The organism is Pleurocapsa sp. PCC 7327 (assembly GCF_000317025.1).
In the GTDB taxonomy this organism is placed as follows: domain Bacteria; phylum Cyanobacteriota; class Cyanobacteriia; order Cyanobacteriales; family Microcystaceae; genus Hydrococcus.
Genome location: NC_019689.1, coordinates 3,871,942 through 3,891,212 on the forward strand (window position 1 = coordinate 3,871,942; position 19,271 = coordinate 3,891,212).

Below are 19,271 nucleotides of genomic sequence, written 5' to 3' on the forward strand. Positions count from 1 at the left end.
CGCAACTTTCCAAAATCATTCTGTCAAAGTTGTGTTTGTAGCTAAAGATACGACAGTTTTGCTTGGGGTATTCTAAATTAATTTGAAAAGCTTTTTAATGCAAAATTGCCAAAAACTTATGCATTAAGACAAAAGCAAAACCCGTACTAGAAACGATCCTTTCTTCAAAAGATTTACAAAATTTAATAAATAGTTATTTTTCTTAGTAAATAATTATAAAAAATCTTTTATTGAATGGTGCAGACACTAAACATCGGGGGAGAAATGCACGTGAACTTATTATCATCTCTAGAGTTACTAATACCTGAAAGGCAGTCGAAAACCAAGAAGCTGAATAGTACCTTTCCTACTGTCTGTTCTATACTTGCCCCTGGCGCTTTAGCGTCTTTAGTCTATTCATACTATGATGTTGAACTTGTCAAAAATTGTCTATTTTGGCGGCGGGGATTGAGCGATGTTTATTTAGTAGAAACCTTATCCAAGCCTTATATATTAAGGGTTTCTCACCATCATTGGCGATCGAAAAACGAGATCGATTTTGAACTAGAATTGCTGGAGTTTTTACGCGATCGCCAAATCCTCGTAGCGTCTCCTTTGAGGACAAAAGAAGGAAACTTATCAATTGAAATTGATGCCCCTGAAGGAAAACGCTATGCAGCTTTATTCCATTATGCGCCAGGAGAAATTGCATTAGGAGATTTCAATCATACTCAAAGTTTTCTATTAGGAGAAACCGTTGCCAAGCTGCATCAAGCGACTAAAGGATTTAAGACGGTTGCCTACCGCCAACCGCTAGATTTAAAACATTTACTCGACGATTCGCTACAAATTATTGCCCCATTCTTGCACCGCAGACAGCAAGATTTGAAATATTTACTAGAAGCGATCGCTTTGATTAAATATCAACTAAGCAGTCTGCCAGCCAAATCGCCTTATTGGGTGGTCTGTTGGGGCGATCCTCATAGCGGCAACGTTCATATTACCCGCAATAATCAAATGACACTCTTCGATTTCGATCAATGCGGGTACGGATGGCGCGTTTTTGACATCGCTAAATTCTGGCAAGTTGGGTTACAGACGGGTTTGAGTCGCACTATCAGGCAAGCTTTTCTCGATGGCTATCTTTCCTATGAGAAAATTACCGATATAGAACTTGAGTGTTTGCAAGCTTTAACGCAAGCAGCATATATTTGGGCATGGGCGATCGCGCTCAATTATGCTAAATTTTACGACTATAGCAGGTTGGATAACAGTTATTTCTCGCAACGGTTGGAACGATTTAAGCAGTTGAATTGCAAAGATTGGCAATTATTTTAGCCACTCTAGCAATTAGCAATACCTATGGCTAATATTTTTGACTTACTTTCATTCTTGCCCGACAAAGAATTATTTGAGCCTTTACTATCGGCTAATAACCTGCTCATAGAACGCATTATTTCTACCGGACAAAATACCCCACCAGGGCAATGGTACGACCAAGAAAAAGATGAGTGGGTAATTCTTTTGCAGGGAGAAGCAGAACTTTCCTATGAAGATGGTTCTAGAATACAGCTTGAAGCAGGAGATTATCTTTTTATCAAAGCCCATCAAAAACATCGAGTCGAACATACCACGGTCAATCCTCCCTGTATTTGGCTAGCCATTCATGGAAATTTAAGTAGAGAAACATAATTGAAACTGGGTAGGTTTGAGTTATTAGCTGTTGGTTAACTGATAGGCTATATTGATTGAGTTAGGCTCGGTTTTCAAAAAGCTGAAGTGCTTCCATAACAGCCTCGATAGAGTATTTCCATGACAGATAAAGATGAAATTTACTCTCTCAAACAAGACGACCCAGACAGCAACCAACAGGTATTCAAGATTTCTCTAGCCCTTGGAATTGGCGTAGTGTTAATTTATTTAGCCTTTTTAAAACCCGGTATCTGGGGCATTGATGGCAACGATATGTTCTGGGTTTCTTACTCGATAGTGACTGAGGGAGACTTCAGCACCGGACCGCAAATAGGAGTACTGGGGCGCGGCGGTGAATACTACTCGATTCGATATCCTCTGCTACCTATCCTAGCCACTCCTTTTGTTGTCGTCGGCATCGTGGTAGGTAATATATTGGGCATCCCCACGCGCTACACTGCTACCCTCTGCGCCCTTGTCCTGCCCCTTTTGCTGACGGCTATTACCACCTCTTTAGTAGCTTTGCTAGCCCTGCGACTGGGAAGCTCAAAAAGAGGTGCCTATCTGGCTGCTATAGGCTACGCATTCGGTACGACTGCTCTAGTTTACTCTCGCGAGTTTTTTGCCGAACCTCTACTGGCTTTGTTGACGACTGCCAGCATCTATCTAGCTTTAGGAAAAACTTATCGAGAACAGGCAGGGGCGAGTATTCTAGCCGGTTTAGCCATTACAGCCAAACCTGCCGGGATCGTTATCGGACCTCTGGTGTCTTTTTATTTTTTGTGCAAAAAATATTCCTGGCGAACCGTTATTACTCCTCTCGTAGGGACGGCGATGGGCGTATTTCTTTACATGGGATACAATTACTTGCGCTTTGAAAGTTTTTTTGGTAGCGGTCAAAGTAGCAATCGCATTCAACTATTAGGAATGCCAGAACGATTGCTCGGCATGCTTTTTAGCCCTGGGGCCGGCGGCGGATTGATTTGGTACTGTCCGCCTACGATTTTGGCAATTTACGGATTTCGCAAAGCTTTTAGAACGAAACCTTTAGAAGCCCTTCTGCTATTAGGAATCTTTTTAGGTTATTTAGTACTTCATTCCTTTTGGATCTTCAGAGGCTGGAATTGGGGACCGCGCTTTCTCGTTCCTGCCCTGCCCGCACTCTTGGCGCTAGTCGCCGTTTTAGAAAAGAAATGGTGGGACTGGATTGTTGCTTTGACTTTACTAGGGTTGTTTTGGAATGCTCCGACCTTAGTTTCCTATTATCAACGCTACTATGCCGAGGCAAGCGATCGCGGCGATTTTGCTAAAGCTATAGCTTTATGGGGAGATCCTCTAGATGCACCGCTATTCAACGCTTGGGGGGCTGCTTTCCGCCAACTGGGCACCGCCTTAACCTCGAATGTCGCTGAGGTAATTCACAACGTTGGCGAACCCCCAGGAAGAGGCAATTTAGCAAGTTCGGATCTTTTGAGAATCGTTGCTGTTTGGTGGTGGGTTTTGCCCGCTGTGGGTATCCCTATTTGGGTAGGGTTTGTCATTGCCATTATCCTAGTCGGACTGGGGATTTGGCTATTGGTTCGAGGCTGGCGGGAGATGGGGGAGTAGGAGAAGTGTGGCGAGTGTGGGGAGACAAGGGAGAAAACTAACCACTAACCACTAACTAATCTCCAATCCAAATCGAAAATCCTTTCATCCAAAATCGAATAACCAACAACTGAAATGAAACTGATTATTCAAATTCCTTGTTACAACGAAGAAGCAACGCTAGGATTGACCCTTTCTCAACTTCCCCGTCAAATTCCCGGCATTGATGAGGTAGAATGGCTGATTATCAACGATGGTAGCCTCGATCGCACCGTAGAAGTCGCGAAAGCCTGCGGTGTCGATCATATCGTGGACTTCGACCACAACCAAGGTCTTGCCAAAGCTTTTATGGCAGGAATAGAAGCCTGTTTACTAAAAGGGGCAGATATCATTGTCAATACCGATGCCGACAATCAGTACTGTGCCGACGATATTCCGAAACTGATCGAGCCTATTTTAGCAGGGACGGCAGAGATTGTCGTTGGCGCTCGACCCATTCAAGATATTAAACATTTTTCTCCTGTCAAAAAATTCCTACAAAAATTGGGAAGCTGGGTGGTTCGCATCGCCAGTAAAACCGATATTCCCGATGCGCCGAGCGGTTTTCGCGCCATCAGTCGCAACGCCGCCCTCCAGATGAATGTTTTTAACGAATATACCTATACCTTGGAAACGATTATTCAGGCAGGACAGAAGGGAATGGCGATTACTTCCGTTCCGATTAGGACTAATGATTATTTGCGACCGTCACGCCTGGTTAAAAGCATTCCCTCTTACATCCAGCGCTCTATTGTGACGATTATTCGCATTTTTATGACCTATCGCCCCCTTCAGTTTTTTATGACGCTGGGGAGCGTGCCTTTCTCTTTGGGCTTTATTCTCTGTTTGCGCTGGTTGATGCTATATGTAGGAATCTTTGGCGATAGCCCCGAAAAACCCCGCGTTCCCAGTTTGGTGTTTGCTGCCATCCTGATTCTCATCGGCTTTCAGTTGTGGATGTTTGGTTTGGTTGCCGATTTGATGTCGGTCAATCGAAAGCTTTTAGAAGATATTCAATTGAGGTTGCGTCGCTCGGAAATACATGCAGCTAGCAAACGGCGATTTTAGGCTTTTTCCCTTGGGGCTAGCCGGTAAAAATTCTAGGTAGACATGCGATATGTTGAAATTAGTTACAGGTTGTCCCAAAAGTGTAGAATGTCATGTTGAGCGTAGCGATAGCAAATAGCTCTTCGTTATATTCTACTGCACTCAGAATGAGAAAATATACTTTTCAGATGTCCTCTTAAAAGCGATCGCTTTTTTCTTGAATTTGTGATATTATACCTAATAATCGATTGACGATGCTTCAACCGCAATGGCAAATTTCACCCCTACAAAAAATTCCCTCCTGGTTTATTGAAGCCATTCGATTTTATACGCCTGGTTCAAACGGAAAGCATGCAGCGCAAATTCTATGGCAGCGGGGAATCCGAGAGCATCAACAATTAATCGAATTTCTCGATCCAAATGCCTATCGACCCACCAGTCCTTTTGCCTTTGGACAAGAAATGAAGCGAGCAATTCAACGTCTTTTAAACGCTCGCGAAAAAGGAGAAAAAGTAACAATTTGGGGAGACTTTGATGCGGATGGAATAACAGCCACTAGCGTTCTTTGGGAGGGATTGGGAGAGTTTTTTACCCAACACCAACAACTCAGTTATTACATCCCCAATCGCCTCACTGAATCTCATGGTTTAAATTGTCCGGGAATCGATAAACTAGCAGCATCGGGAACGAAACTCATCGTTACTTGCGACACGGGAAGCACCAATTTAAACGAAATCGTTTACGCTAACCAACTAGGAATAGATATTATTATTACCGACCATCATACGCTTCCTGAAGAAAGACCTCCAGTTATTTCTATTATCAATCCCCGCTATTTTGCTAAAACTCATCCCTTATTTCATCTCTCTGGCGTAGCCGTTGCCTATAAATTAGTAGAAGCGCTTTATCAAACTTTACCCGATATTCCTCAACAACCTGTAGAAGAATTATTAGATTTAGTTGCAATTGGTTTGATTGCCGATTTAGTACAACTGAGTGGAGATTGTCGCTATTTAGCTCAAAGAGGTATTCAAAAATTACAAGAACGATCGTCCTCAGGCAAAAATCAAAAGCCAACTCGTCCCGGTGTTGCTTTTTTATTAGAATTCTGTCAAAAAAATGGCGATCGCCCGACGGATATTTCCTTTGGGTTAGGACCGAGAATTAATGCTGTCAGTCGCATTCATGGCGAGGCGAGTTTCTGCGTTGAATTACTTACCAGTCGAGATGCCAAACGTTGCAAACAATTGGCAGAAGCAGCAGAATTAGCCAATGCCCGTCGCAAAGCATTGCAAAAAGATGTTACCGAACAAGTCAAAAAGCAACTATCCCGCATTGATTTATCGACTACAAGCGTAATAGTTTTAGAAGATTCTCAATGGCAAAGTGGCGTATTGGGATTAGTTGCAGGACAAATCGCTCAGGAATACAATCGACCGACAATTTTATTAAGTGTTGCCGAGAATGAAGAGAGGGAGACGGAGAGACAGGGGGACAAGGGAGAATTAATCCAAAATCCGCCGTTCTCCTTGAAGAGGTTCGAGGAGCGTGCGGCGGCTTCGCCAAAATCCAAAATTGCTAGGGGTTCTGCGCGTTCTGCTAACAATATTAATTTGTACGAGCTAGTGGAATCGCAAGCTCATTTATTACATCGATTTGGAGGTCATCCTTTTGCAGCAGGATTGAGTTTGCTTGCAGAAAATATTCCTTTATTTCGAGAAGCGATTGATTGCCAGTTACGTCAAAAATACACAGACTTAGCTTTAAAGCAACCCATTATCCAAGCCGATTTAATCGTAACAGTTTCCGAGTTAGGGAAATCTCTATTCCGAGAACTGAAATTAATTGAACCTTATGGTATGGGAAATCCGGCCCCCAAATTATTAATTAAAAACTGTTGGTTTGAGAACGTTTGGCATCAAAATACTCAAGATTTTAGAGGGAAAAAAATCCCCTACATAAAAACAACTTTTAAAATTTGGGATGATTCAAGCTCAAATGGTTTTCCTGGAATGTGGTGGGGACACTATAAAGATGAAATTCCTTTAGAGCAACGTTGCGATGCAATTGTCGAACTTGACTTTAATCCCTATAAAAAACACTATGAAGTGCGATTAATTAATATCAGACAGAGTATCTCTTTGACAGAATTTAAAAGCAATTGCGCTGAAGACTCTTTGTTCGATCTCAGAAATAGCAAGAATTCTTGCGAGCTTAGAATTTCTAATTCACCATTTAAACCGATCAAAGATTGTCCTACGAGTTGGAATGAAATTCAGAAAGAATATCGAATTGCGATCGCACAAAAAGAAAAACTCGCTCTAGCTTATCAAGCGCCACAGACAATCGATCCCCATCAAATTTGGCAACAGTTAATCGGTATTGCTAAATATCTAAATCGCACGGGTAAAACCATTACTCTAAAACAATTACAAGATAAATTAGAATTGAGCGATCGCACCCTCGCCCTAGGTCTAGAAGCACTTTATCAGCTAGGCTTTAAGTGTCAAAAGCACGATAGTTTGGTACAAATACATTATTGTTACTCCGAGATTTCTCAAGAAATAGAAATAACAATTACCCGATTCATAGAAACCGTCAAAGAAGAGCAATTTCAACGTCAATATTTTTATAAAATTTCACTCTCAACTCTACAAGAAAATCTGATTTGTTATTAAGGCTAAAAGTTGGCAATATTTCTATTAAACTACATTGGCGATCGCTAATCTACTAATCTAAAAAGTCTAGCTAATTATCAAGTTAGAGAAAAATCAATCAATTAACTGCGTCACGACCCGCTTACCTGTGTTAAACTTTGGGCGTAAGAGTTATATTCGGCAATGCAGTTCGTTCTCCCTCTATTAGGTAACGTCTCTCCGAATCTAATTCTTGAAATTTTCCGTTCGGAGAGAGAGCATGTCCATCTTTATTGGTAATTTACCTTACGAAGTTAGTGAAGACGACTTAAAACAAGTTTTTGCAGATTACGGAACTGTCAAAAGCGTAAGACTACCGATGGATCGAGAAACAGGTCGCGTTCGCGGTTTCGCTTTTGTGGAAATGGACACGGAAGCTGAAGAAACTGCGGCTATTCAAGCCTTGGATGGGGCTAAGTGGATTGGGCGTAGCTTAAAAGTTAGCAAAGCCAGACCTCGCGAAGATAAACGGTCGTCTTTTAGCGACAGAGGCAACCAGAAGTATTCTCGCCGCTACTAAGACTTTTCTTGGCGTACTAAAAACCCAGAGTTTGATAATATATTCACTAAAAGCTGGCAGTTTGATTAGTACGTTTTTTATCGTAGCAGTATTTTTTTAAACTTCTCAATTGAACTCGGACAGTTGTTGCTCCGAGTTTTTTTTAGTCAAACTGTTAAACTTGAAGTAATTTCGATAAGAAATCATTCCAATTAAAGATATCAATCTAAACTCGTTATTATAGAAAATAAAAAACTTTAGTAGCCGATCGCTATTAGGAGTCACTCAGACAGATGACACAAACAACTCAGACCCAATCAAAAGGAATTCAACTGTCACAAGCAGCACTCAATCACGTTCTTAAACTGCGGCAACAACAAGGAAAAGACCTCTGTTTGCGAGTTGGCGTTCGTCAGGGCGGGTGTTCTGGCATGTCTTACATGATGGATTTTGAAGACGTTAGTAAGATTACCGAACACGATGAAGTATTTGATTATGATGGTTTTAAGATCGTGTGCGATCGCAAGAGTCTTCTTTATCTCTACGGTCTAATGCTCGATTACAGCGATGCCATGATTGGCGGTGGATTCCAATTCACCAACCCAAACGCTTCTCAAACCTGTGGTTGCGGTAAATCCTTTGGCGTATAGCCTCATTGGCTTTTGTTACCCCAATCGCTTATTCTTAGTAATCGGGACAAAACTTATTTGTCTCGATTACTTCAATACAAGCGAAAAAGACTGACATCGGATGACTGACTCGGCTACTTCCCTTCTAGAAAAAGGCATAGAACGCTACAAAGCTGGCGAAAAACCAGAAGATTTAATTCCTGTTTTTCAGGATATATGCGATCGCGCTTCCAAAAATGCAGCAGTGTGGTCGAGTCTAGCTTGGTTATATCTCTTAACCGATAAACCTAAGCTAGCATTAAAAGCTGCTCAGAAAAGCGTTAAACTCGATAGTAGAGCGCCACAAGCCCGCATCAACCTGGCCGTAGCCATGTTGGAGACGGGAACGGCAGGCGTTCGACAACACATTGAAGCAGTCCAACAAATGGTGTCACTCGACGCGCAAATCCGTCAAGATATAGAAGAAAATATTGAAGATGGGTTAACCAGAAAACCTGACTGGAAAAGCCTAGAGCGAGTCAAAAGCTGGTTGCTAACCTCATAAACTAAAGTATCGATCGAGCAGGTATGGGATTCTCTAAAACGCAACTAATCGGTCTTAGGGCTGACGACTTTCGCCATCCCCTAGACCTACAAGCCACAACTGCACTCAAACAATTACCGGGACTAGATATGCTAGTTCGCAGTCTACTCGGTCCGGTAGCGGAACAATTTTTCTATCTCAACAATATCGCCTCTAGCATTCTCGTTGGGGAAAATCAGCTACCCCACCTGCATAAGCTACTGCTAGAAGCCTGTCAAATTCTCGACCTAGAACCGCCTCAGCTATACGTTCAGCAAAACCCCATTCCCAACGCCTACACCTTTGCTATGCGAGGGAAACAGCCTTTTATGGTCTTGCATACCTCACTAATCGAAATGCTGACCCCAGAAGAAATTCAGGCAGTGATGGCACACGAGTTGGGTCATCTCAAATGCGAACATGGGGTTTACCTGACCCTAGTCAATATTGTGGTGTTAGCAGCAGGTTTGCTGCCAAGCTGGGGAACGGTTATCGCTCAGTCTTTAAGAGAACAAATGCTACAATGGGTCAGATGTGCGGAATTTAGCTGCGATCGGGCTGCACTCCTAGCCATTCAAGACCCAAAGGTAGTCATGTCAGTGCTGATGAAGCTGACTGGCGGTTCTCCTACCCTTGCGCCTCAATTAAACTTAGATGCTTTTATCGAACAAGCTAGGGCATACGACGCTATTAGCGAAACCGAATTGGGTCAGATGCTCAAAACAGCTCAAACCGCTCAACTAACCCATCCCGTTCCCGTCCTGCGAGCTAGAGAAATCGATCGCTGGGCAAGCTCTCAAGATTATCAACGCTTGTTGCAACGTCGCCAAATAGAGTATAATCGAAAAGCCGATCCCAAGGGCGGATGGCGAAATTGGTAGACGCAGCAGACTCAAAATCTGCCGCCCTCTAAAGGCATGAGAGTTCGAGTCTCTCTCCGCCCATCGTATTTTCAAAAATTTATTCAAGTTCGGGCTGGCGCGCGAAAACCCAGACCTCGTGCCCTTAGCTTTATTGTGTCATTGGTCATTCGTAAAAAAACAAAGGACAAATGACGAAGGACTTAACAAATAAGGCAACGTCGGGCTTGAGGTGATAAATAAGTATTTATACCAACCGTAATTTTGCGGATACTGGCACAAAATTCCGCTTGCGTAATTCTGTAGTTTTACTGGAGATTTTTCTCCTTCATTCTGAAAAACTTGAATGAAAAGACTTGAGAAACTTCGGGTATGCGCGGGCAAACTAGATTGAGTATCAACAATAACGATGTCATCCTTTATCGCGTAGGCAGCCATTGGAGCGCTAAAGTAATCAATATCAATAAAGAATACGATGGGTTTGTTTCCAAGAAGACAGCGATCGCAATTCTGACCGATTTGTTACCTTATGTTTCTTGCGAAACGCATTTACTTCAAGAATTAAGAGAAATAACCCAGCAATACAAAAAAGACAAACAAGCCAAAAAGCGATCGCGTCCGGTAAAACGCCCTCACGATCGAATTTTGAGCCAGTACGAAGATTCCAATGCCTATACCCAGATCGGTTTAGTATTGCGCGAAATCAGTAGCCATGCGATCCTCGCTCAAAATGATGACGAAGCTCGCGATCTCATTTTGGAACATCTTGAGGAACTCGCTGAAGATGACGGTTTAAGTAGCGATTGCGCCTCGTTGTTATTTGATGCTCTCGACTATGCCGTTACGGATGCTCTAGGGTGGGATGCTTCAACGGTGATTCAGTTTGAAGACGAGCGTTTGGGCGATTTGGAAGCGAAATCCGATGAAATTTTTGAAAAAGCTAAAGCGATCGCCGACTCCAACATTTCTAGATTAATACGACGCTTTCCCAATCTCGTCAGGGCATGCGATAGTTATGCTCAAGTTCATCGTTCTCGCATTCATCGGATTTGGGAAAGCTAAAGGCGCGAATTCCCCCGACTTAGCCGATGCTAAAAGTCGGGGCATGGGGAGTTCGCACCTCAAGCATTAGCAAACGCACTAGCCGCCGCCGCAACGCCAGCACCGGGCGAAAAGCTTTCATAGCCTAATTCAACCAAAGTCGCTTCTAGTGAGGCAATAGCGGCTAAAATATCGCGATCGCTCACAAATCCCAAGTGACCGATGCGGAAGATTTTCCCTTTGAGATGGTCTTGTCCGCCTGCTAGGGCAATATCGTATCGCTTTTTCATTACCGAGCGAATTTTTTCGGCTTCTACGCCAATTGGCGCAACTGCCGTGATGGCATTACTAGCCGCTTCGTCGGAGGCAAACAGAGGCAATCCCAGCGCCTTAATCGCCGCACGAGTGGCTTGCGTTAAGCGCCGATGGCGGGCGAAAATGTTCTCTAACCCTTCTGCTTTCATCATCTGCAAAGAAGCTTGCAGCCCATACATGAGATTCACGGGCGGCGTAAAAGGAGAGCTGTTTTCATCGGTTGCTTTCTTATATTTCTTCAGGTCTAGGTAAAACTTAGGAAGTTTGGCTGTTTCGTAAGCTTTCCAGGCTTTCTGGCTGACTGAAACAAAACCCAAACCTGGCGGAATCATATATCCCTTTTGCGATCCCGAAGCAACGACATCCAAACCCCACTCGTCGATAGGAACGTTCGTCGCGCCCAAACTGGTAACGGCATCGACGATAATCAAACATTTGCCGTGGTTTTTGACGTATTGATTGATGGTTTCTAAATCGTTGAGAACCCCGGTGGAGGTTTCTGAGTGAGTGATGATAACTGCCTCGATCTGCTTTTGGGTATCGGCTGCTAATTTTTCGCGAAAGGCTTCTGGGTCGAGAGCTTTACCCCATTCGGCGGTAATTTCTTCTACCTGCAAGCCAAAAGCTCTGCTTATCTTCGCCCAGCGATCGCCGAATTTTCCGTTATTCCCTACCAAAACGCGATCGCCAGGACTCAAGAAATTAATAATCCCGGCTTCCATTGCCCCAGTTCCGCTAACGGTCAGCATCAGGACATCATTCTGAGTCTGGTGCAGCCATTTGAGATTTTCTGTCAATTCTGCTATAACTTTGCTAAAGTCGCCGCTTCGATGACCAATGGGATGCTTTGCCATCGCCAGCAAAACTTTTTCGGGGACTGGCGTAGGTCCCGGAATCATTAGCATATTTTTGTCTTCCATTCGATTATTCCTCTCTGTTGGCTCTCTAGATCGGTAACGAACCGTATTTCCCCAGCTTTTAAGTTAAGTAGCAAGCCCTTCATCTTATCCCATTTTTTTTCTCCGTGCAATCGCACGAATGAGATACAGATATTCGTTGGCGTCAATCTCTACTATAGAAACAAGAATAGTTTGACTGCCAAATTGTTAATTGTTAATTTAAGATTCCTCGTTCGGTTTTGTTTGAGTAGCTAGGAAATCCGGCGCTTTCTCTGGACGACCGCTATTGAGCGACCAACGATGCTCGAACGATACATAGGTTTGTTGACAGGTGGCTTCTAATTGTTTTTGTTGCGCGAAGGCTTTACGCAGAGTCGCAATCAGTTGCTGAACTTGGTCTCTTAGCACCGGGTTTTGATTGGCTGCAAATAAGGTTTGGCGTTCCAATAATTGCAGCAGCAATTCGTAGTGTATGTGAGAAGGAAGGGGAAGTGGTTCCATAAAACCTGCATCGGGTTAAAAAAGCCAGCAAGAATTACAAATAATAGACTTGTAATTGAGCTGACCGATCTTCGGGCAACTATAAATCTTAACTTTCGCTTACTTATTGAAGTTAGCTAGGGGAAAAGCATTAGCTAGCCCTTGGTTAACTTTATTTTAAATAGTAAACAATGCCGCGATCGCGTCTTTGGGATCGGGTTGTTTGACGAGTGACTCTCCAATTAAAACGGCATCGGCACCCGCATTTTTGACTAAATTGAGATCGGCAGGCGCATGTAATCCAGATTCGCTCACCACTAAAATATCTCGCCGTTGCAGTTGTTCTCGCCTTGCTTCCAACAATTGGCAAGTCGTTTGCAAATCGACAGAAAAATTTTCTAAATTGCGATTGTTAATTCCGACTAAGCGAACGCCTTCGATCGCCAATACCCGATCTAACTCTGTCAAAGTATGGACTTCGACCAAAGCTACCATGCCCAAAGCGTTGATAATTTTGACAAAGTATTGCAAGTCCTTGTCGCTTAAAATGGCAGCAATGAGCAAGACGGCATCCGCTCCCTTGCTGCGAGCGAGATAAATTTGGTAGGGATAGATAATAAATTCTTTGCACAGTAAGGGCAAATCGACTGCTTGACGGACTAGGGCTAGATTGTCAAAACTTCCCTGAAAAAACTTTTCATCCGTCAATACCGACAAACAACTAGCTCCCCCTTGTTGATAGGCAAGTGCAATTTCCACCGGATCGAAGTCTTCGCGGATGACTCCTTTGCTGGGAGAGGCTTTTTTGACTTCTGCAATCAAAGCGGGTTGGGTTTTTCCCTGCTTGAGTGCGGCAAGGAAGTCATAAGGAGGCGGTAAATCTTGGACCTGCTTGCGCAACTCCAGTAGAGGCAATCGTTCGCGCAGGCGATCGACTTCTTTTTCTTTATGCCAAACAATCTCCTCTAAAATATGCCGGGGGTCTCCATCAGGCACTTTAATGGTATAGCGAAGGCTTTCGACTTCAACAGCGGGATTTGGGGGTCTTCTTCTAATTTGCATCGTTTTGAGTAAAGCGCGTTTGTTTGGACGGAAGCAACTCCCTAAAGTTTTGCGGATTTACGCCCTATTTTAGCTTTTGTCAACCCGATTCTCTGAGCTGCGATCGCAAAATACGCTATACAAAAAATGGATATTACATAAGAACAAGCGTTAGGAATTCCTCATTTTGTCAGAGCCAAAATCTTTGAATGTCTGGAACTATAAGCCTTGGTGGTGTCAGCCCTGGTCGATTTTACTAACTGGAATTTCGACTGTTGGCGGCAGCTGGCTGTTAGCCAAAAACCTTTGGATTACCGGGGGGTTATCCATTTCCGTTCTCCTGTGGTGGAGCTATTTTCTCATTCTCTATCCGAGACTGGTGGAAAAGGTATTCACGAGCAATTCTTCAACTGCTGAGCCTGAAACGAATCGCTTTGGATCTTAAAATCGCGATCGCTTCTAAAAAAGTGTTAGTCAAAGTAGCATGAGATTAGTAGAAAAAAGTCATTGCTCCTCTTGGATACGACAGCGATCGATCTGCTACTGATGGCCACCCTGGGGTTTTTAGGGAGTTTCGGTCATTGTGCGGGAATGTGCGGTCCTTTAACCGTGGCATTTTCCCTATCGCAGCAGCATTCAGAAACCCCGAATTGGCGATCGTATCTGGGATTTCACCTACTAATCAATTTAGGACGAGTTATCAGTTATGGATTGGTAGGCGCAGCGTTAGGTGGGGTTAGCGAAATTTTAATCGATCGCGGTCAATTGTTAGGAATTGGCAGCGAACTGCGTCAGGGAGTGACAATTGTAACGGGAACGATCTTGATTTGGTTTGCCCTCGGACAAATCAAGCCCGATTTTTTGCCGCCGCTGCCGATTTTACATCCCCTGCAAGCCTTGCATCGGCGCTTAAATACTGCCATGCTGCGACTGTCTGTATCGGAGCGCTGGTGGACTCCGGCTTTGCTAGGGCTACTTTGGGGGTTGATTCCCTGCGGTTTTCTCTACGCGGCTCAAATCAAAGCCGTAGAAAGACAAGAGCTTTGGCTAGGTGCAGCCACGATGCTAGCCTTCGGATTGGGGACGATGCCGATGATGGTAGCAATAGGCGCATTGACCTCGCGGCTGAGCGCTAGCAAGCGCAGCCAGTTGTTTCGCTTGGGAGGGTGGATAACGCTCGCGATCGGGATTTTAACCCTCTTGCGAACAGACGAAATGGTGGATTTGACAGGTCACGCCGCTCTTTTGTTGCTGATGCTAGCCTTGATAGCTCGTCCCCTCAGCGGCTTCTGGGCAGCTCCGTTGCAGTACCGAAGAGCGATTGGGGTGGGAGCTTACGTGCTGGCGATCGCGCATACGGGGCGCATGCTCGACCATTCTTTCAACTGGAACTTGGGGACTATCTCCTATTTGCTGCCGATACACCGAGTCGGAATAGTGACGGGCGCGATCGCGCTGTTGTTGATGACTCCTGCTGTTTGTACCAGTTTCGACTACTGGCAAAAAGTGTTAGGCAAGCGCTGGCGACAGATTCATCTTTTGTGCCTTCCGGCTTTGGGGCTGGCAATCGTTCATACTTTGCTGATCGGTTCTCATTATTTGGGCGAGTTGCATTGGGATTGGGGCGATCGCTGGCGTTCCATTGGGCTTGTCGCGATCGCGGGGGGAGTTTTGTTGTTAAGATGGCGTTTATTTTGGTTACTTTTTTCGCTAGATAAGTTTTACATCCGTCCTAATAAACGTTAGGCTTCCTGTCTAAATCTTTACAAAAACTTTACGGTCTAATTACTACTTTTGGACTGTTGGAATTATGCACTTAAACATTTCTGTAAGGGGTTGAGCCTTGCCAAAACCCTACGAAGGAATGCGCTTTTTGGCAATCGAGTGCAACTGCCGTGCTATTGTCTTTCAAGGCATTATAATGCCGCAACCTATAGAAAATAAGCGATCGCTAAAGATAACCGCCCAAGGTTATTGTGGGAATCCTGCCGAAGAGGTTATAATGAGGCGCAACTCAGTCGATGAGATTGGTTTTTAAAAAATTTCTAACCAAATTAATGTAAATGCCAATTTTTTTATGAAAAATTATTGACAGAAACTAATGCTTTCAAGCTGTTATTTTGCCATCAATAACCCTTCGCGATCGCGATTAAAAATTAGCCAGAAGCGGGATAATATCGAGCCAACGACCTCAGTATATTTACGATGATGGCACGAATAATCCTTCTCAAAGATCCATAAGACTTTGAACGCGAACGATGCCAAATTTAACTTACTAAGGCTTAGATGAATAAAAAAGCTCAGCAAAAGCACTGATGCTTGGCATCAGCTTTTTCGTTTACGAAGTAGATATAAGCCTAGCCATCGATCTAAAAAAAGCAATCATAGATGATATCTATATATATCCTGACCCATAACGAAGAAATAGATATAGCCGCTTGCATCGAGTCTGCGCTGCTGTCCGACGATGTTATAGTCGTCGATTCCTTCAGTACGGATCGCACAATTGAAATTGCCTCTCGCTATCCCGTCCGCGTCGTTCAGCACGAGTTTGAAAGCCATGGAAAGCAGCGCACTTGGATGCTAGAAGCCATTCCCACCAAGTACGAATGGGTGTATATCCTAGAAGCAGACGAGCGGATGACTCCCGAACTCTTTCGAGAATGTCTCAAAGCAAGTCAGAGTCAGGAATTTATCGGCTACTACGTGGCAGAGCGGGTAATGTTTATGGGAACGTGGATTCGCCGCAGTACCCAATATCCGCGCTATCAAATGCGTTTGTTCGAGAAAGGAAAAGTCTGGTTTGGCGACTACGGTCATACCGAAAGAGAAGTGTGCGACGGACCGACGGGTTTTTTGAAGGAGACTTATCCTCATTACACTTGTAGTAAAGGATTGAGCCGCTGGATTGAAAAACACAATCGCTACTCCACCGACGAAGCTAAAGAAACCCTGCGTCAGTTGAAAAACGGAAAGATCGATTGGTACAGCTTATTATTGGGCAAATCGGAAGTAGAAAGACGGCGCGCTCTCAAAGATTTATCCCTACGCCTTCCGTTTAGACCGCTTTTGCGTTGGTTTTACATGTACTTTATGCTGGGCGGTATTTTAGACGGACGAGCGGGATTTGCTTGGTGTACCTTACAGGCGTTTTACGAATACTTAATTCTCCTCAAGGTAAGGGAAATGCAGCAAGCATCGCACGATGGCTTGAGCTTAGAGAATTCCGTTACCTCTTTCGAGATTTCCAGTTTTTCCAAGCTCTCGGAATTGGTTTCGGGCGATCGCTCCTCTAGTCAGCGCCGATAGCAGCTAGACGGAACGCATTCCATTCAAAATTAAAGAGGAATATTTGACCGAGAAAGCAGATATTTTTCCTTTTTCGTTTTAGCTATCTTCAGCCTAAAAGCCTGCGTCAAAGATTTTCAAAGAAGTATTTCTGCATGGATTGCTAAAATTTGGGAATAACCTACCAGACAAAACCGTCTTTAAATGCAGTTGAGTTTTAGGCAGCCTCTACAGAGGCATGCACGCAGCATCCAATTGTCGATCGCCCAAGGGAGCGAATAGTTTTCATGGAAAATTCTGTGGCAACCATTCAATGTTCAAATCCCAGTTGTCAGGCACCCAATCTCCTAACCGATCGAGACTGCCACAAATGCCGAACACCTATTGTGAGGCGCTATCTATGGACTGTAGGACAGTGGGAGAGAGACTTTAGAGAGGGAGAGTTAATTGGCGATCGCTATCTTTTTATCAGACCGCGCATCCTTCTCGACACCCAACCCGCCATACCGCCCATAACGCCAGAAGAAGTTCCCGATAACATGCTTCCTTATTTGAAGCTTTTGCCCTATCGACTGCACGTTCCTCTGGTTTACGGCTACCTTCCCAGTCCGGACGAACAGTTGGAGCTAGAGATTTGGCTCTTAGAATACAACAGCGTTCCGACCGACGAATCGGGCAAATTGAAATACGATGAACTCTTTCCCAAATTAACCGAAGTTTGGCAGAAGGCAACTGGATTAAGACAACTCAACTGGTTGTGGCAAATGGCTCGCCTGTGGGAACCGCTACAGAATAGGGGCGTAGCTGCTAGTTTGCTCGCTCCATCGCTACTGAGGGTCAATGGACCCCTGATTCAGCTCCTCGAATTGCAGTTTGACCAGGAAAAGCAGCCAAGTTTGCATCAGTTGGGACAGCTTTGGTTCTCATGGAGCGAGCAAGCATCGCCGAACCTGACCGAGTTTTTACAAAAACTATGCGAGCATCTAGAGCAAGGGAAAATCGAGCGAGCCGAACAGCTCGTCGCTCTCCTAGAAAAAGCCATAGAGCAAGCCGCTCGCCTGCAAGAGCGAACTTATCAGATTTATACCTGCACCGATGCCGGGCCGACTCGCGATCATAACGAAGATGCCTGCTATCCGCCCAGTGGCAAAACCGTTACGATTGGCGATCGCAACAGGGCGCTAGCGATCGTCTGCGATGGGATCGGCGGACAAGAAGGCGGAGAAATCGCCTCGCAACTGGCGATCGATACCTTGGTTGAGGACATCGATCGCTCCCTCGGCGACGCAACCGAGTCCGATCCCAAAATTTACATGCAGGCAATAGAACGCGCCATCTGCGACACCAACGATTTGATTAGCGATCGCAACGACAGCGAAAATCGTCAGGAACGACAGCGCATGGGAACGACGCTAGTTATGAGTCTGGCTCGCGCTCACGAAATCTATATCGCTCACGTTGGGGATTCTCGCATCTACTGGATTACGCCGACAAGCTGCCATCAAGTTACCGTTGACGACGATTTGGCATCGAGAGAAGTTCGACTGGGCTACCTGCTCTATCGAGAAGCCGTGCAATATCCAAACGCTGGCGCATTGGTACAAGCTTTGGGCATGAGTTCATCTGCCTCGCTTCACCCAACGGTTCAGCGCCTCATTTTAGATGAGGACTGCGTTTTCCTGCTTTGTTCTGATGGGCTGAGCGATTTCGATCGCGTCGAGCAGTATTGGGAGAAAGAAATCGCTCCCATTTTAGAGGGCAAACGAGATGTGATGGAGGCGGGAAAACGGTTGTTAGCCCTTGCCAACCAAAGAAACGGGCACGATAACGTAACGATTGCCTTAGTTCACTGTCAGGTGCAACCGAAAGCGGGTGCCGAGTCAACCCCTTTAGTCTATCCGGAGTTTGAGGCTAAATCTATCGACGAACCGCCGTTACCCGAATCAGAAGACCTTGAGACAGACGAGGAGGCTGAAGACACGGTGTTGACTGCGCGATTTGAGGCATTCTCATCTCCAGAAACTCCGCCCCAGCGCTCGCCATGGCTTCTAGTCTTGGCAATGGCTTCTCTTGGTTTGCTCGCCTTGGGTGGGGGCTATTGGTTATGGCAACTGGCAAACAGCGGCACGGAGGATACGCGAGTTCCTATCGTGACTTCCGATCCGCAAGTGACTCCAATTGTTCCCGAACCAACGGTTTCTTCCCAACTGCCGCTAGCAGCAGGAGACGCGATCGAAATCTTTAGAACCATTACGCTTCTCGACAGCCCTGCCGCTGAAAAAAGAGTGGGTGATGTGCCAAAAGATAGCATGCTTAAAGTCGTGCAAACCGAACCCAATTCTACTTGGCTGAAGTTGCAAGTCTGTCAGGTCGATGAAAAAGCCACTTCCCATAGCATTGGAGGTGAGACCTCTTCTCCGTTAGGAAAAGAGGGGTGGATCAAATTGGAAACCTTAAAGGAATTGGGGTTTCGAGCCATATCGCCTGCGGCTGACAACTGTCTTGCTACCGATTCTTCCGATCCTACCGAGATGCCCTCTCCACCACCATCGCAACCCGAACAGCTACCCCGTTGACTTATCATAGTTATGACCGATTGGCAAGCCAGTTACTCAAT

General features: G+C 44.9%; 18 protein-coding genes and 1 tRNA gene. 16 read left to right on the forward strand and 3 right to left on the reverse strand.

The window, feature by feature from the left end; translation table 11 throughout:
- Nucleotides 1-264 precede the first annotated feature (264 nt).
- The 11 genes from PLE7327_RS17480 (at nucleotide 265) to PLE7327_RS17525 (ending at nucleotide 10,652) form a co-directional block, all read left to right on the forward strand.
- The gene (locus PLE7327_RS17480; protein WP_144266219.1) at nucleotides 265-1,317 is read left to right on the forward strand and encodes a phosphotransferase; all 1,053 of its coding nucleotides are present in this window, start codon (nucleotides 265-267) and stop codon (nucleotides 1,315-1,317) included.
- Between the two features lie 24 nt (nucleotides 1,318-1,341).
- Entirely contained in the window at nucleotides 1,342-1,671 is a 330-nt protein-coding gene (locus tag PLE7327_RS17485) for a cupin domain-containing protein (protein ID WP_015145128.1), read from the forward strand.
- 120 nt (nucleotides 1,672-1,791) lie between these two features.
- Nucleotides 1,792-3,279 carry a hypothetical protein gene (locus tag PLE7327_RS17490; protein ID WP_015145129.1) on the forward strand — a complete coding sequence of 496 codons (1,488 nt, stop codon included), beginning with the start codon at nucleotides 1,792-1,794 and terminating at the stop codon, nucleotides 3,277-3,279.
- A gap of 114 nt (nucleotides 3,280-3,393) precedes the next feature.
- On the forward strand, nucleotides 3,394-4,365 hold the full coding sequence (locus PLE7327_RS17495; RefSeq protein WP_015145130.1) for a glycosyltransferase family 2 protein: 972 nt from the start codon (nucleotides 3,394-3,396) through the stop codon (nucleotides 4,363-4,365).
- A gap of 233 nt (nucleotides 4,366-4,598) precedes the next feature.
- Nucleotides 4,599-7,022, forward strand: a complete 2,424-nt coding sequence (locus PLE7327_RS17500) for a DHH family phosphoesterase (RefSeq protein WP_015145131.1) — start codon at nucleotides 4,599-4,601, stop codon at nucleotides 7,020-7,022.
- A gap of 238 nt (nucleotides 7,023-7,260) precedes the next feature.
- The gene (locus PLE7327_RS17505) at nucleotides 7,261-7,560 is read left to right on the forward strand and encodes an RNA-binding protein (RefSeq protein WP_015145132.1); all 300 of its coding nucleotides are present in this window, start codon (nucleotides 7,261-7,263) and stop codon (nucleotides 7,558-7,560) included.
- Nucleotides 7,561-7,832: 272 nt separating this feature from the next.
- Nucleotides 7,833-8,189, forward strand: coding sequence for an iron-sulfur cluster assembly accessory protein (locus tag PLE7327_RS17510; RefSeq protein WP_015145133.1), 357 nt, complete (start codon nucleotides 7,833-7,835; stop codon nucleotides 8,187-8,189).
- A 100-nt stretch (nucleotides 8,190-8,289) separates the two neighbouring features.
- A complete protein-coding gene (locus tag PLE7327_RS17515) occupies nucleotides 8,290-8,712 on the forward strand; it encodes a M48 family metallopeptidase (protein ID WP_015145134.1) in 423 nt (140 codons plus the stop codon).
- Nucleotides 8,713-8,735: 23 nt separating this feature from the next.
- Entirely contained in the window at nucleotides 8,736-9,611 is an 876-nt protein-coding gene (locus tag PLE7327_RS23625; RefSeq protein WP_015145135.1) for a M48 family metallopeptidase, read from the forward strand.
- A tRNA-Leu gene (locus PLE7327_RS17520) sits at nucleotides 9,590-9,674 on the forward strand. Before PLE7327_RS23625 ends, PLE7327_RS17520 begins: the two co-directional genes overlap by 22 nt.
- A gap of 306 nt (nucleotides 9,675-9,980) precedes the next feature.
- Nucleotides 9,981-10,652: a hypothetical protein gene (locus PLE7327_RS17525; RefSeq protein ID WP_186005333.1), complete on the forward strand. Its 672-nt coding sequence runs from the start codon at nucleotides 9,981-9,983 to the stop codon at nucleotides 10,650-10,652.
- Nucleotides 10,653-10,711: 59 nt separating this feature from the next.
- Here the strand turns inward: PLE7327_RS17525 and PLE7327_RS17530 are convergent, their stop codons facing one another.
- From PLE7327_RS17530 to trpC, 3 genes are all read right to left on the reverse strand, one after another.
- A complete protein-coding gene (locus PLE7327_RS17530; protein ID WP_015145137.1) occupies nucleotides 10,712-11,866 on the reverse strand; it encodes an alanine--glyoxylate aminotransferase family protein in 1,155 nt (384 codons plus the stop codon).
- A gap of 198 nt (nucleotides 11,867-12,064) precedes the next feature.
- A complete protein-coding gene (locus PLE7327_RS17535) occupies nucleotides 12,065-12,346 on the reverse strand; it encodes a DUF5340 domain-containing protein (protein ID WP_015145138.1) in 282 nt (93 codons plus the stop codon).
- Nucleotides 12,347-12,502: 156 nt separating this feature from the next.
- Entirely contained in the window at nucleotides 12,503-13,387 is an 885-nt protein-coding gene (trpC, locus tag PLE7327_RS17540; RefSeq protein WP_015145139.1) for an indole-3-glycerol phosphate synthase TrpC, read from the reverse strand.
- Between the two features lie 166 nt (nucleotides 13,388-13,553).
- Here trpC and PLE7327_RS17545 point away from each other — a divergent pair, with 166 nt between their 5' ends.
- From PLE7327_RS17545 to PLE7327_RS17560, 5 genes are all read left to right on the forward strand, one after another.
- On the forward strand, nucleotides 13,554-13,811 hold the full coding sequence (locus PLE7327_RS17545; RefSeq protein WP_015145140.1) for a DUF6737 family protein: 258 nt from the start codon (nucleotides 13,554-13,556) through the stop codon (nucleotides 13,809-13,811).
- A gap of 101 nt (nucleotides 13,812-13,912) precedes the next feature.
- A complete protein-coding gene (locus PLE7327_RS17550; protein WP_041392292.1) occupies nucleotides 13,913-15,112 on the forward strand; it encodes a sulfite exporter TauE/SafE family protein in 1,200 nt (399 codons plus the stop codon).
- 97 nt (nucleotides 15,113-15,209) lie between these two features.
- Nucleotides 15,210-15,404 carry a hypothetical protein gene (locus PLE7327_RS24480; protein ID WP_144266133.1) on the forward strand — a complete coding sequence of 65 codons (195 nt, stop codon included), beginning with the start codon at nucleotides 15,210-15,212 and terminating at the stop codon, nucleotides 15,402-15,404.
- A gap of 350 nt (nucleotides 15,405-15,754) precedes the next feature.
- A complete protein-coding gene (locus tag PLE7327_RS17555) occupies nucleotides 15,755-16,675 on the forward strand; it encodes a glycosyltransferase family 2 protein (RefSeq protein WP_015145142.1) in 921 nt (306 codons plus the stop codon).
- Nucleotides 16,676-16,941: 266 nt separating this feature from the next.
- Nucleotides 16,942-19,230 (forward strand): PP2C family serine/threonine-protein phosphatase, encoded by a 2,289-nt coding sequence (locus tag PLE7327_RS17560; protein ID WP_015145143.1) that lies wholly within the window; start codon nucleotides 16,942-16,944, stop codon nucleotides 19,228-19,230.
- Nucleotides 19,231-19,271: the final 41 nt, after the last annotated feature.

Bases quoted from the DNA above. Each gene is read 5' to 3' on its own strand.
- PLE7327_RS17495 (WP_015145130.1), top strand. From the start codon at position 3,394: ATGAAACTGATTATTCAAATTCCTTGTTACAACGAAGAAGCAACGCTA.
- PLE7327_RS17550 (WP_041392292.1), top strand. From the start codon at position 13,913: ATGGCCACCCTGGGGTTTTTAGGGAGTTTCGGTCATTGTGCGGGAATG.
- PLE7327_RS17535 (WP_015145138.1), bottom strand. From the start codon at position 12,346: ATGGAACCACTTCCCCTTCCTTCTCACATACACTACGAATTGCTGCTG.
- PLE7327_RS17490 (WP_015145129.1), top strand. From the start codon at position 1,792: ATGACAGATAAAGATGAAATTTACTCTCTCAAACAAGACGACCCAGAC.
- PLE7327_RS17480 (WP_144266219.1), top strand. From the start codon at position 265: ATGCACGTGAACTTATTATCATCTCTAGAGTTACTAATACCTGAAAGG.
- PLE7327_RS17515 (WP_015145134.1), top strand. From the start codon at position 8,290: ATGACTGACTCGGCTACTTCCCTTCTAGAAAAAGGCATAGAACGCTAC.
- PLE7327_RS17560 (WP_015145143.1), top strand. From the start codon at position 16,942: ATGGAAAATTCTGTGGCAACCATTCAATGTTCAAATCCCAGTTGTCAG.
- PLE7327_RS17510 (WP_015145133.1), top strand. From the start codon at position 7,833: ATGACACAAACAACTCAGACCCAATCAAAAGGAATTCAACTGTCACAA.
- PLE7327_RS17505 (WP_015145132.1), top strand. From the start codon at position 7,261: ATGTCCATCTTTATTGGTAATTTACCTTACGAAGTTAGTGAAGACGAC.
- PLE7327_RS23625 (WP_015145135.1), top strand. From the start codon at position 8,736: ATGGGATTCTCTAAAACGCAACTAATCGGTCTTAGGGCTGACGACTTT.
- PLE7327_RS17485 (WP_015145128.1), top strand. From the start codon at position 1,342: ATGGCTAATATTTTTGACTTACTTTCATTCTTGCCCGACAAAGAATTA.
- PLE7327_RS17555 (WP_015145142.1), top strand. From the start codon at position 15,755: ATGATATCTATATATATCCTGACCCATAACGAAGAAATAGATATAGCC.
- PLE7327_RS17530 (WP_015145137.1), bottom strand. From the start codon at position 11,866: ATGGAAGACAAAAATATGCTAATGATTCCGGGACCTACGCCAGTCCCC.
- PLE7327_RS17500 (WP_015145131.1), top strand. From the start codon at position 4,599: ATGCTTCAACCGCAATGGCAAATTTCACCCCTACAAAAAATTCCCTCC.
- trpC (WP_015145139.1), bottom strand. From the start codon at position 13,387: ATGCAAATTAGAAGAAGACCCCCAAATCCCGCTGTTGAAGTCGAAAGC.